Genomic DNA, 13,871 nt, shown 5'->3' with positions numbered 1-13,871 from the left:
GTTAGTCTCATTATTGAGGCTAACTCTTTTTTTATGATTCTTACACTCTTTCTTTCTCTTGAAAGTAACTAATATTATCCCGAATCCATTTTCTCTCTGACAAAAACAAGTTTCCTCGTTTTTTATATACTTTATCAAACGTCTTTAAAACTTCTTCATGAGTAGCAAACTTATGTAAGAAACGAAGAGCAATGACGATCTCTGATTCATCAGTAGGCTCTACTTCATTTTTACGTCTTCTAGAAACAACTTTAGTTACACGTTCGCTAATTGGTTGAATCGCCATTTCATCTCCATATGCATAAATAGCTCGAACAGCTTCGTATTTCACCATAACATTTCTATCCTTTAAAGCTTCAATATAAACTATTTGTAAGTCCGCTCCCCCTATTTTCGCTAAAACCTCAATAACAGTTGAACGAACATAAGCACTATCGCAATGTAAAAGCTTTGTTAAAGGTAAGATTGATCGCTTTGTTCCAATCTCATATAAAGTGGCACATATATTTACAATATCATCTCGATTCTCTTCCACTGTAAGTAACTTCAATAAAGCATCTTCTGCTTCCAACGATTTACACAACTTTAAAGCGATGACAGCAGAATAACGAACTCCACTATTTTTATGATATATGTAAGGAATAATTTTATGTGCATTGCTTGCTTCAGATAATTTACTTAAATCTATGAGCATGCTATCTAACACCATCCTGCTTTCTTCACTTTCTAACCGATCTATCAAATAATCTGCAATATACATCTCTTTAGTATTTATTGCCAGTCGTGTAATTAAAAAATAAAGATTTGTTTTTATATATACTTTTCGTGCTTCCATTACTTTCTCTTGGAAACAAGAAAAAAGCGATACATCATTTAACTGCCTCGCTTCTTCATACGCACATTGCCGAATACCTGCTTCTTCATCCGCCATCCGCCTTAATAAATCATCTATATACTCTTCCATCTCCTTCTCCCCCGTCCAAGTTAAATCTATCCCTTTGAATTCTATATACGATAGACTACTATTTCAACAGAAAAAAGAGGATGCTATAGCATCCTCTCTTACCTTCCCTATTCCACACAAGTAAACTGTGTCCAAGCTCCTACATAATCTAGTAAGAATAACTCTTCTTCTGCAATTGTACCGACAATATTTTTCCGTTCATCTATTGGCATTTCTTTCAGAATGATTTGTAGTTCACCTTTATACTTTCCAAATAGGTTATTACCAATTACAACTTGCCCTCTTTCCTGTCGTACACTTTCGCGCACTGGGAAGTCATAGTCTTTGTACTTTTTACGTACTTCTGTAGAACGTACCATATACTCTGTTATGTCACCGCGTCTTACGTGTAATTCTTGCAGTGTCGCTCTCTTCTCTACTTCAGTCGCTTCGTCTACAAATTGTACCTTTAGCTGTAACATGTAACGATTTAAGTTTCCTAGTTTCTCTAACTCTTCTTCACTCGCATAAGCATTTCCGATAATAACATCATCAATAAACCCTGTTGCCCATAAATGTTTCGCTTGTACTTCAATTGGTAAGTTACGATGTTGTTCTAACGTACATAATCCGTCATTAATATCCCATGGACCGATGTCAGCTGCATGCGATGTAATAAAGGCTGCACTGCGAATACCATGCTTTTTGAAGCGTTCACTACAGCGAATGAAATAATCATACGGAAGACCAGTAAATTTTTGCGGATAAAAATTGTGGCAACCAATTAAAGCTGATTTATTCGCTTGATGCGAAAGGATATTTTCTAAATAGGCAATATCATTACTTACATTCAGCTCAATTTTTAAGCCATATGGATTATTCGTCATTTTCGCTTCTGTTAACCCGTCAAACCCTACATCTAAACGAATTCCATCTGCACCTAACTCTGCAAAGAATGATAGATCACTATAACTAATACCAAGTTGATCGAATACAGCCGGAGCTACATCTAAAATAACTTCCATATTATACTCTTTTGCATGCCCAATAATTTCTTTAAATTCAGCTACAATTTCCTCTTTTGGACGATTAACAGACAGTAAACAAGTGAATATTCTTGAAAAACCGTGGCGTGCCGCTGTCGAAATGTATGCCATATCTTGTTCTTTCGTTGAATGCTCTGGATAAAGTGAAATTCCTAATTTACGCTCCATGCTTTTGCATCTCCTTCACACGTTGTATTAATGCCATGCTCGTAAATCTATATTTTGCAGATAAACATGTTGCACATAAAATCGTTGGTACGATGATAAAGTACGGTGATTCTAAACTAAATGCCACATAAGCCCCCATTGAACATCCAATAAATAATATCGACACAAGTAGTAAAACTAATAGCGATTTACTTTGTACCCACTTTGAATAATGTGCAATACACTGCCCCGCCACGAATGTAATTAAGATGATAATTGCTCCGAGCATTCTGTTTTCTCCTCTCCTGCTAATTGTTGCTTCTCATACATTTTGAAGAATGGATAGTAAATAACGAATGAGATAACAAAGTTAACAAGTACAAGTACACCAGCCATAATTGTCCAGTCCGTACTAATAATCGCTGCAATTGGCGCTAACATCGTAAATGGCAGCTTCGCCATCATGAGCGGAATCATACCTGAAACAACTGCGAAATATGATACCGTCGTTGTAACTAACGGTGTAATAACGAACGGAATAATTAAGATTGGATTCATTACAATTGGTGCCCCGAAAATAATTGGCTCGTTAATATTGAATAAACCTGGTACGAATGATAATCTACCTAACTCTTTTAAGAACTTAGATTTAGAGAACATAAACATAATTACTAAAGCTAACGTTGAGCCTGATCCACCAATCCATACGAACCATTGAATAAATTGCTCTGTAAATAAGTTTGGTAACTGATGTGCATTTCCTGTAGCCGTGAATACTTCCATATTTTCAAGAATTGCTGAATCCCACATCGGACGGATGATTGGTCCTAAAATCGCTGGGCCATGTATACCGAACGACCAGAAGAACACGATTAAGAATACTGTTAATAAACCGCCGAATAAATTATTTCCTACTAATACTGATTTTAATGGTGCGATTAAATATGTGATTGTTGTGTTTACATCAAATTTCAAACCGTAACGAATACCCCAGAATAAAAGAATAACTACTAAAGTTGGAATTAATGCTGCAAACGAGTTTGCAACTGCTGGTGGTACACTATCTGGTAATTTAATCGAAATATTATGCTTAATCATAAAGTGATAAATTTCTACTGCAATTAATGCTGTCACAATAGCTCCAAATAAAGACGTAGCACTTAATGTCCCTACTGAAATATATCTTCCTGCATCAATAACACCTGGTACAGCTTTTGTTATTTGAATTGGTTCAACTGATGCTAGTAAAAAGGCGAGTACAGATAATAATCCTGCACTTAATTGATTGAGCTGATAAAAGTTCGCGAGTGAGGCCCCTACCCCAAATGCTGCGTATAAAGCCATTAAGCCTACTGTAAATCGGAATGGAATATCTAAAATATGACGAAACGGTGCAATCCACTCCATATATGCATCAATTGGTAAGTTTAAAAAGATAACGAAAAATGACCCGACAATCGTTAACGGTAATGTAGAAATAACTCCATTTCGAATTGCTAATAAATGTCGTTGCCCCGCAATCTTTTGCGTTGTTGGCATAATCTTCTGTTCCATAAAACTCATAAAACCATTCATCGATAACCCTCCCTATGTTCAATCTGACAAAAGTAAAAGTTATAACATTATAATGTTTATATTTAAAAAAATATAATTACGCTAAAACTAATTGTTCAGCTTGCTTAAGTACTTTCAAACCATCACACATACCATAATCTCGCTGCTCTATAATTGCAACTGGTATATCGTATGACTTTGCAAGAAACTCTACCGCTGGAAACAAATACTTCACCTGTGGTCCAATTAAAACAACATCAGCATTTTTTATTTCCAGTTTCACAAGTTCCGAATCAACTGCTTTAATTTTATAATCCTTCCCTTGTTTCTTTGCCTCTTCTTGCATTTTTCTTACAACCATACTCGTTGACATGCCTGCTGCACAACATAATAAAATGTACATATTATACTGTCACTTTCTCTTCCACTCGTTTATGAAGAGTAATAAATTCCTCAGCAAGTTCTTTCACTGTAATGGCATTCATTAAATGATCTTGTGCATGCACTAATAATAAACTTATTTCTGCATGATTGCCTCTTGCTTCCTCTTGAATTAAATCGGTTTGAATACGATGAGCGGATGATATTTCCTCACTAGCAAGTTCCATCTTTTCACTCGCATTCTGGAAATCTCCTTGTCTTGCAAAAGCAATTGCTTCAAGTGCCGCGCTTCTCGCGTTACCACCATGTAAAATTAACGCAAATGGAGTTTGCATATCAGTCATTTTAAATTCCTCCAAGCTATGTTTTTTCTATATTTTCATCTTATTATGAAAACGCATACAATTAAACATAAAAAACTTCCGTTATGTAACGGAAGTTTTAATATACTTTTTCATAATGATAGTAAGATTTCTTGAAAATCATCAACAGCTTGAGCCTGATGCAATTTTTCTATTATAGTTTGATTAGACATAATATCATATAAAAAATCATAAAGCTTTTGTAAATCTTCATTATTATTGCGCTTCACACTAAATAAAATAATAACTTGTACTTTTTTATCTCCCCAGTCAATCGCCTTATCGAGTGTACAAAACATCAAAAATGTCGTATCGCTTAATAATTGCATCGGATGCGGAATTGCCACTAAGTTTCCAACCGCTGTAGGAGATGTGTTCTCTCTCTCCATAACAGAAGCATAAAAGTTTGCGGGTACATAGTTTTTCTCAGCAGCTTTCTCACATAAAAACTGAATAACCTCTTCTTTCGTAGAAGCACTACGATTTAAGAAGATCAAATCTTCCTTAATATATTGCTGCATACTATCATTCACATGTGTAAATAACTGCTTACCAATTGATTTAATCTCTTTATCATCAAATATTGAGTTTACCTTTATAACCGGAACAGGCAAACCACTCGGTATATGAATCGTACTAATAATACAATCTATTTTATCTTTATAAAGATCTTCCACTTTCAATTGATAGTACCCTGTAATACCTACAATCTCTAGTTTATCTCGGAAATGTGATAGAATTTTATATTTCAGTAGTTGTGCACTCCCTTGACCAGTTGCACAAACTAATAAACATCTTTTCTTTTGATTATTTTCCTGCAAGCGGCTCATCGCCCCACCAAAGTGAATGGCAATATAACCAATCTCACTCTCTGGAATGGATTCACCCGTATATTCACCAATTATATCTCCAACGAGAACTGCAATTTCAAAAGCATATGGATAATTTTTTTTCACTTCTGCCAAAAGAGGATTCCTCGTATTTAACTTATATCTCAAACGATTTAATAACGTTTTTAAATGAACACCAAAACCAAATAATAATTCTTCATCGTAATAAAAAGTAAGATTCCGTTCTTCCGCTACTTTGAAAAGAATATGCTGCATGAATGCATATACGTCTTTCCCTAATAGCTCTTCTACATTTTCATAGCGATCTCTCGCTGTAACAGCAGTACTTAATAAATGCATCGTCACATATAAAATTTCTTCTTCTGGAAATTGAAGCTTTAGCTCTGCCCCTAAATTCCCTAAAATCTGTTTCGCAATTTTATATTCTTTCTTTATTATAAGTTCAGATTCCTCTACATGCAGTGCTTGAATGTAATGATCATCCCTGCATCTCTTTAAAGCAATCGCAATATGAATTGATAAATTATCAATTTCTATATCTGATAAATATATCGTTCCTCCCTCGATATACTTTAGTATAACTGAGCGGATGAGAGAAATATGGGGTAACGATAAATATGTGTCCGTCTGCTCATAGTTCTCATGAAACGGAGTATGTTCATACCGCGGTAAACCATATTGTGATAAACAAGAACGAATATTAAATTCTTCTCCTACAATACGTATACCATAATATGGTCTTTTTTCAATTTGTAACTCATAGCGACTACAAATATCCGTAACATCTTTCATAATTAAGTTTACAGTAGATTTACTCACATAAATCTCTTCCGCTAGCTGTGAAAGCTTCACATACCCATCTGTCGTTAAAATACGGTGTAAAATATAAGCTACTCTTTCTTCATAAGAAGTTGGAATCTTTTCTGTCTGTTTTTGAAATACATTTACGCAAAAATCTTCAAACTTCTTAGTTTGTATAATTTCTAGTTCGTACCCATTCCCTCTTTGTGATTCAATTTTCGCTCCGTGTTCTTCCAATATATCATTTAATAATTTTATATCCTTTTGAATCGTCTTCGTTGATACGTGTAAACGGCTCGCTAAAAAAGCTCGATTTAACATCGATTTCTCTTCTAAAAACTCCTCTAAAATGGAAATTAATCGCTGATGCACTTTTGTCATAGCTCTTCCTCTCGCTCTTTATATAAAAGGGAAAAAGCCACTGAAATCAGTAGTTTTTTCCCTTTTATCCCACGTTCATTATTTCTTTAGCGTAAATCCAAACTTATCCCAAGCTTGTAAATAATCTAATAAGAAAATTTCTTCCTCTATAATTCGGCCAACTACATTTGTTTTTCCTGTATTCACCATATCTTTTAAAGCAATTTGCAATTCACCTTTATATTGGCCATATTGCTCATTATCAATTAAAAGATCGCCACGCTTAATTTCACGCGTATTATGCGGTTTAAACTCTTCTTTTTTATATTTCACACGACTTTGTGTAGAACGAATCATATATTCAGATACATCCCCGCGATAAAAATGAGGTTCTTCTAATACGATAATTCTTTCTAAATCTGTTGTTGTATCGTATAGTTCTATATCAAATGTTTGTTTCTCTTTATTTAACGCACCTAGTGCTTGTAATTCTTCTTCTGAAGCATAAGCATTCGCAATAATAACATCATCAATTAATTCTGTTGCAAACAAATGCTTCGCCTGTGTTGTCATCGGTAATTCGCGATGCTGCTCTAACGTACATAACCCTTCTGTTACTGGCCAAGGTCCATATGTTGCATCGAATGATGAAATAAAAGCAGCTGTTCTCATACCGTAATCTTTAAATTGTTTCGAGCATTTAATGAAATGATCGTATGATAATCCTGAATAACGATGCGGATAGAAATTATGACAGCCAATTAAATTTTCACGATTTGGTCTATGACTCATAATGTTATCTACATACTTCGTACCGTTACTCATATTAATCTCAATTTTTAAACCGTATGGATTGTACGTCATAATCGATTCTTCTAATCCTGAGAAACCAACATCTAAACGAATACCGTAAGCACCTAGTTCATGGAAAAACGATAAATCATTATAAGAAATACCTAGTTGCTCAAAAACAGACGGACTAATATCAACCAATACTTGGAATCCTAATGCATTCGCATGAGAAATTATTTCTTTAAACTCTTCTACAATTTTCTCTTTTTCGCCATCTACAGATAATAAACATGTGAATACACGTGTAAATCCGTATTTACTTGCTAATGTTACATACTCTTTATCTTTCTCTACTGTCGAATGTTCTGGATAAATAGAAATACCTAATCGTCTCATATGTACACGCCTCTTTCTTCATCATATTGTAAACCCTTTCAAATATATGTAGCGAAAAAGTATGTATCCCCTTCTCTTCCACTACAATTTGAATCCGCTTTCTTTAAAGAAAAAACAATTTCTATCATTCATAACAACTACTAGTCTATACATCTATACTTTACATCTTTTTTTCATAGTTGTGTAGTCTTTCCACAAATTTGTCAGTTTTTTTGCCTTGAAAATTGTTATACGTTTTCAAGGCACCTTCCTTGACTGTTACGTTGACCACTACATATACTCGAAAGAACAGAGATAAAGTGAAACTTTAATCAGTGGGGGTATTGTTCATCCCCCACTGATTATTAGCCTTCACCAATCGGGCGTTTACGGACAGCAGGGCTCCCACCTAACTTCTTTGCTCCAACCAAATTTTGAGGTGAGAGTCTTACTGCCCGTTAACGCGGGAAAACTTTTATATAGGGGATGAATATATGGGAGAGGCAGTACTCGTAAAACGAGAACCGTTATGGACAAAAGAGTTTATTGCGCTAATTCTAGCAAACTTATGTATGTTTTTAGGATTTCAAATGTTAATTCCAACTTTACCTGTTTATGTGAAAGAAATTGGGGGCACAAGTTCAAATATCGGATTCGTTGTCGGCATGTTTACCGTTGCAGCACTTTTTATTAGGCCGCTAACTGGAAATGCCTTGCAGAAATTCAACAAAAAAATCATTTTAATGATCGGTACCGCTATTTGTTTACTCGCTATGGGCAGTTATCTTTTCGCTTCAACCGTTTTCCTATTGCTTGCCGTTCGAATTTTACACGGAGCTGGTTTTGGTATTACAACGACTACATACGGAACTGTCGTTTCAGATTTAATTCCGCAAGCTCGCCGCGGTGAAGGCATGGGATATTTCGGTCTTTCTGGAACTATCGCCATGGCGCTCGGTCCGCTTATCGGACTTTGGCTTATGCAAGCATATAACTTCACGATTCTTTTTTTATGTGCACTTTCATGCACAATAGTTTCATTAATATTAACGAAACTACTTCAAATCAAAAAATCGCCGCAACCACCACAGCAAACATCTGGTACCTTTCTCGATGGATTTATTGAGCGTAAAGCTTTACTTCCTTCATTATTAATATTATGTATTACATTAATGTACGGGGGAATTGGGAGCTTTATCACATTATTTGCTACGGAAGTCGGGATTGCTGATATCAGTCTCTTCTTTTTATTTAACGCACTTGCAATCGCTGTAACTCGCCCGTTTTCTGGAAGATTATATGATACGAAAGGCCATACATTCGTCATCATTCCAGGAGTTATTATTACGTTTACAGGTATTATCTTGCTGTCGTATACAACTACAATTCCGAGTTTAATTATTGCCGCAGCGTGCTACGGCAGTGGTTTCGGAGCAATTCAACCGGCACTACAAGCATGGATGATTGACCGAGTAGCACCGCACCGGAGAGGAGTAGCAACAGCAACATTCTTCTCAGCATTTGATCTTGGAATTGGTGCTGGAGCGATTATTTTTGGATTCATTGCACACTTTACCAACTATGCAACTGTATATCGATATTCCTCTCTATTACTTATCGCTTTTCTTTTCATTTACATCACAAGCTTACGGAAGCAAAAACAGGGGGATAAAACAAAAGAAAAAGCCGTTGGGTAATGCTAATTGGTTCTTTTTCGAAGTACTTGGACCAAAAAATCATGTATACACATTTGTAAAAAGCAGTGGATTCCTAAAAAAATCACACTGCTTTTTGCATTGTATTGAAGAGTGAACCGCTGTTCTATTTATTCATGTTGTTCGTATGATATTAATATAGAACGAATTGGAGGAAATATTAATGAAAGCAATAGTGTACACAAAATACGGTCTCCCCGACGTTCTTCAACTGAAAGAGATAGAAAAACCTGCTCCTAAGGACAATGAAATACTAGTAAAAATAAAAGCGACAACCGTAACAGCAGGAGATATTCGCTCACGAAGTTTTACGGTTCCCTCTTCTGTTTGGCTACCCGCTCGAATCGCACTTGGCTTTAAGCAACCGAAAAAACAAATACTCGGAATGGAATTGGCTGGTGAAGTTGAATCGGTAGGAAAAGACGTCACACGATTTAAAAAAGGAGATCAAGTTTTTGCAGCTACCCAAGTAAATTTTGGTTCTTATGCTGAGTATATTTGTCTACCTGAAGGTGGAGCAGTGTGCATGAAGCCCTCCAATATATCCTATGAAGAAGCCGCAGCCATCCCAATTGGAGCACGTACAGCTTTGTTTTTCCTTAGGAAAGCTAACGTTCAAAGCGGTCAAAACATTCTTATTTACGGAGCTTCTGGAAGTGTCGGAAGTTATGCAGTACAAATTTCCAAGTATTTCGGCGCAACAGTTACAGGTGTGTGCAGTAGCTCCAATTTAGAATTGGTCAAATCTCTAGGAGCTGACGAAGTAATTGATTACACCACAAAAAATTTTTCTACTACAGACGAAACTTATGATGTTATCTTTGAAGCGGTAAACAAGAGCTCCTTTTCAGAGTGTATTAAAATGTTAAAGGAAGGTGGTACCTATATAAATATCGTTGAACCGTTACCAAGTGCTCAAATGCTCTGGACTAAATTGACAAGTCGCATGAAACTCATATTAAGTCAAAACGCACCTGAAACTTCCGAAGCATTAAATTTCCTTAAAGAACTTGTTGAGAACGATAAAATAAAAGTGGTCATTGATAGGCAATACACTTTTGAAGAAATTATTGAAGCTCACATATATGTTGAAAAAGGACATAAGAAGGGGAATGTCGTCATAACTATGGAGCATAATGACGATTCTAAATAAAGAAAAAACTTTCGGTGCTTTGCATAATTGTTAAAATGCAAAGCACCGAAAGTTTTTAACATAAAAAAGCAGAGCAAATTCATATGCGAATTGCTCTTTTTTATTGTTGCGAGCATCTCAAAAGAAAACAGTTTAAAATAATTTAATCGTTTTTTACTTTCATTAAATAAATCCATTTCAAACCTCCCCCGTTTCCCTACATATTTTTCTAACTTTAATCAAAAAATATGCAAAGAACCATCATCATAACAAAATAAAATTCCAATCCGCATACCCAGTTGGGTAGTTTCCCTTCACCTATTTTTACTATCAATAAATAGTGTGATAAATGTGACTTCTTCACAAAATAGTCATATACCATGCATGAAAACCAATTAAATCCAGGTGTTTCTTTAAAGAATTGTAAACTTTTTATCACTTTGTAAATTTAGTGTAAATTTTACAGACAAACCGTTTACAGTGCCTCAAGGTTTAGTTAATAATTACATCGTACATGAAATTTAAGGAGTGGAATCCGTGGAATACAATATTCAAGATATGATCTTCCAGTTCATTGGTGGATTAGGTATTTTCTTATTCGGGATTAAATACATGGGCGATGGACTGCAACAAGCAGCTGGAGATCGTCTTCGCGATATTCTAGATCGTTTTACAACAAATCCTCTTATGGGTGTACTAGCAGGTATGTTAGTTACTGTATTAATTCAATCAAGTTCAGGAACAACCGCTTTAACAGTCGGACTTGTAAGTGCCGGATTTATGACATTAAGACAAGCAATTGGTGTTATTATGGGTGCGAACATCGGAACGACAGTTACTGCATTTATTATCGGAATTAAAATCGGAGAATACGCTCTCCCAATTATGGCAGTTGGAGCAATCTTACTATTCTTCTTTAAAAATAAAAAAGTACATTCTGTAGGTCAAGTTGTATTCGGTTTTGGTATGTTATTCTTCGGTTTAGAATTAATGAGCGCAGGTATGAAACCTCTTCGTTCTTTAGAGTCATTCCAAGAGTTAATGGTTAGCATGAGTGATAATCCAATTTTAGGAATTGTTGTTGGTACAGTCTTCACTTTAATTGTACAAAGTTCAAGTGCGACAATCGGTATTTTGCAAGAACTATTCGGTCAAGGTGCAATCGATTTACAAGCTGCTCTTCCTGTATTGTTCGGTGATAACATCGGTACGACAATTACAGCCGTATTAGCAGCAATCGGTACTTCAATTGCAGCAAGACGTGCAGCATTAGTTCACGTTATCTTTAATATTATCGGTACCATTATCTTTACGATTATATTGATACCATTTACAAGTTTAATTCAATATTTCCAAACGTCATTAAACTTGAATCCAGAAATGACAATTGCATTTGCACATGGAACATTTAACGTAACGAATACAATCATTCAGTTCCCATTCATTGCTGTATTAGCCTGGATTGTAACAAAAATTATTCGTGGTGAAGATGCATCTATTAACTTCAAACCACAACATTTAAATCCAATCTTTATTGAACAATCTCCAGCTATTGCTTTAACAGAAGCTCAAAAAGAGATTATCCGTATGGCGGAGTTTTCATTAGATGGATTAAAAGAAGCAAACCAATTTTTAAATACACAAGACAAAAAACACGCGAACATGGCTACTCAATTAGAAGGCGCTATTAACAATTTAGATAAAAAAATTACCGAGTATTTAGTTTTATTATCAGAAAAACCACTTTCATCAGCAGATTCTGAGAAGCATTCTGTTTTGGCTGGTGTTGTTGGAGATATTGAACGTGTCGGTGATCATGTAGAAAACCTTGTAGAACTTGTAGATTTCCAAATTTCAAACCGCGTTTCACTATCAGATGAAGCACTAGCTGAATTAAATGAAATGCTTGAATTAACAATTTCAACATTACAAGATGCAATCAATGCTTTAACAAACTTCGATACTGAACTAGCACAAACGGTTATTGCAAAAGAACGTAAAATTGACCAAATGGAACGTGTTCTACGTAAACGTCACGTATTACGTCTGAACGAACGTAGCTGTTCAGGTGATGCAAGCATCATCTACGTTGATATGGTAAGTAACTTAGAGCGTATCGGTGATCACGCTGTAAATATCGCTGATGGTGTTTTAGGTGAACAAGGAAAAGTAAATTTAAAACAATCATTATAATAGGAAAGAGACGCTAATTTAAGCGTCTCTTTTTTCATTTCATCTTTACAACCGTTCTTCCTTTTAACTTTCCTTGCAGTATAAGTGCAAACTTCTCATCTAATTCTTTTAATGTACATTCTTCTGTATAAGATAATAGCTCTGAATTTTTCCACTCACCTGCTAGCAATGCCCACACGTCTCTTCTCACATCTACTGGACATTGAACTGAATCTATTCCTAAAAGGCTAATCCCTCGTAATATGAATGGGTATACACTTGTATTTAATTCATGCCCTGCTACGTTACCACACGTTGTTACACAGCCTCCATACTTAACTACCTTTAAAGAACTTTCTAACATGCTTCCGCCTACAGTATCGACAACCCCAGCGTATATTCCTTTAAGCATCGGTCTTCCTGATTCATCACTCAACTCCGCGCGATGAATCATCTTTTTTGCACCTAAACGTAGCAGCATCTGTTCCTCTTCTATTTTCCCAGTTGATCCTACTACGTTATATCCTAGCTTCGCTAAAATGCTAACTGCTACACTGCCTACTCCGCCCGTAGCACCCGTTACTAAAACATCTCCCATACTAGGCGTAATTCCCGCTCTAATGAGCTTATATACCGATAAGGCAGCTGTAAAACCGGCTGTCCCGTACATCATACTTTCCTTCAAAGACATTTCTTTCGGTAAAGGAACAACCCAAGATGATGGCACGCGAATATATTCTCCGAAACCACCAGAAGTATTCATACCTAAATCATATCCAGTTACAATAACTTGATCGCCTTCCTGAAAGGCGTTATTTTCACTACTAACTACCTCTCCCGCTGCATCGATACCTGGTGTATGAGGATATGTTCTCGTTACACCTTTATTACCAGTAGCTGAAAGGGCATCTTTATAATTTAATGAAGAATAATAAACACGTATTAATACGTCTCCTTCAGGTAAACTATTAATTTCTCTCTCAACAAGATTTCTTTCAAATTGATTATTTTCTTTTTCGTTCACGACAATTGCTCGGAATGATGTATGATTCATTATGCTCTCTCCTTCATCCGTAAAATCTTTCTTTATTATATAAGAAGTATATATACAGCTAATCACATCTTCTTGGCTATATTTCAACAAATCTTACTTCTCTATCACTTTCTCACATTACATATTTTCATTTCTACTAAAACACATTATACTTGTTCTACATCTTAAAAATAAAATATAGAAAAT

At 35.5% G+C, this 13,871-nt stretch carries 12 protein-coding genes; 3 read left to right on the top strand and 9 right to left on the bottom strand.

Annotated features, from left to right (window positions below; translation table 11 throughout):
• Window positions 1–40 precede the first annotated feature (40 nt).
• The 8 genes from LCF45_RS04110 to LCF45_RS04075 all read right to left on the bottom strand — a co-directional run bounded on the left by LCF45_RS04110 (window position 41) and on the right by LCF45_RS04075 (window position 7,633).
• Window positions 41–964 (bottom strand): HEAT repeat domain-containing protein, encoded by a 924-nt coding sequence (locus LCF45_RS04110; RefSeq protein ID WP_016126599.1) that lies wholly within the window; start codon window positions 962–964, stop codon window positions 41–43.
• A 107-nt stretch (window positions 965–1,071) separates the two neighbouring features.
• On the bottom strand, window positions 1,072–2,157 hold the full coding sequence (locus LCF45_RS04105; RefSeq protein WP_050001263.1) for a DUF871 domain-containing protein: 1,086 nt from the start codon (window positions 2,155–2,157) through the stop codon (window positions 1,072–1,074).
• The gene (locus LCF45_RS04100; protein ID WP_002087437.1) at window positions 2,147–2,425 is read right to left on the bottom strand and encodes a hypothetical protein; all 279 of its coding nucleotides are present in this window, start codon (window positions 2,423–2,425) and stop codon (window positions 2,147–2,149) included. Before LCF45_RS04100 ends, LCF45_RS04105 begins: the two co-directional genes overlap by 11 nt.
• Complete coding sequence (locus tag LCF45_RS04095) at window positions 2,401–3,711, bottom strand: PTS sugar transporter subunit IIC (RefSeq protein ID WP_001013048.1); 1,311 nt, start codon at window positions 3,709–3,711, stop codon at window positions 2,401–2,403. Before LCF45_RS04095 ends, LCF45_RS04100 begins: the two co-directional genes overlap by 25 nt.
• Before the next feature lie 76 nt (window positions 3,712–3,787).
• Window positions 3,788–4,093, bottom strand: a complete 306-nt coding sequence (locus tag LCF45_RS04090) for a PTS sugar transporter subunit IIB (protein WP_002087440.1) — start codon at window positions 4,091–4,093, stop codon at window positions 3,788–3,790.
• Between the two features lies 1 nt (window position 4,094).
• Window positions 4,095–4,415, bottom strand: a complete 321-nt coding sequence (locus LCF45_RS04085) for a PTS lactose/cellobiose transporter subunit IIA (RefSeq protein ID WP_002125414.1) — start codon at window positions 4,413–4,415, stop codon at window positions 4,095–4,097.
• Window positions 4,416–4,525: 110 nt separating this feature from the next.
• The gene (locus LCF45_RS04080) at window positions 4,526–6,466 is read right to left on the bottom strand and encodes a BglG family transcription antiterminator (protein WP_002125412.1); all 1,941 of its coding nucleotides are present in this window, start codon (window positions 6,464–6,466) and stop codon (window positions 4,526–4,528) included.
• Between the two features lie 78 nt (window positions 6,467–6,544).
• Window positions 6,545–7,633, bottom strand: coding sequence for a DUF871 domain-containing protein (locus tag LCF45_RS04075; RefSeq protein ID WP_002125409.1), 1,089 nt, complete (start codon window positions 7,631–7,633; stop codon window positions 6,545–6,547).
• Between the two features lie 473 nt (window positions 7,634–8,106).
• Between LCF45_RS04075 and LCF45_RS04070 the strand changes: the two genes are divergently transcribed.
• The 3 genes from LCF45_RS04070 to LCF45_RS04060 all read left to right on the top strand — a co-directional run bounded on the left by LCF45_RS04070 (window position 8,107) and on the right by LCF45_RS04060 (window position 12,652).
• Window positions 8,107–9,309 carry an MFS transporter gene (locus LCF45_RS04070; protein ID WP_002029919.1) on the top strand — a complete coding sequence of 401 codons (1,203 nt, stop codon included), beginning with the start codon at window positions 8,107–8,109 and terminating at the stop codon, window positions 9,307–9,309.
• Window positions 9,310–9,490: 181 nt separating this feature from the next.
• Window positions 9,491–10,480, top strand: a complete 990-nt coding sequence (locus LCF45_RS04065) for an NAD(P)-dependent alcohol dehydrogenase (protein ID WP_002125405.1) — start codon at window positions 9,491–9,493, stop codon at window positions 10,478–10,480.
• Window positions 10,481–10,996: 516 nt separating this feature from the next.
• Window positions 10,997–12,652, top strand: coding sequence for a Na/Pi cotransporter family protein (locus tag LCF45_RS04060; protein ID WP_002125402.1), 1,656 nt, complete (start codon window positions 10,997–10,999; stop codon window positions 12,650–12,652).
• 34 nt (window positions 12,653–12,686) lie between these two features.
• Here the strand turns inward: LCF45_RS04060 and LCF45_RS04055 are convergent, their stop codons facing one another.
• Window positions 12,687–13,685, bottom strand: coding sequence for a YhdH/YhfP family quinone oxidoreductase (locus tag LCF45_RS04055; RefSeq protein ID WP_016126594.1), 999 nt, complete (start codon window positions 13,683–13,685; stop codon window positions 12,687–12,689).
• Window positions 13,686–13,871: the final 186 nt, after the last annotated feature.

The sequence above is a fragment of the Bacillus sp. 41-22 genome (assembly GCF_025809295.1).
In the GTDB taxonomy this organism is placed as follows: domain Bacteria; phylum Bacillota; class Bacilli; order Bacillales; family Bacillaceae_G; genus Bacillus_A; species Bacillus_A mycoides.
The sequence above is the reverse complement of the archived record's forward strand: the minus strand, read 5'-3'. Positions and strand labels throughout refer to the sequence as shown.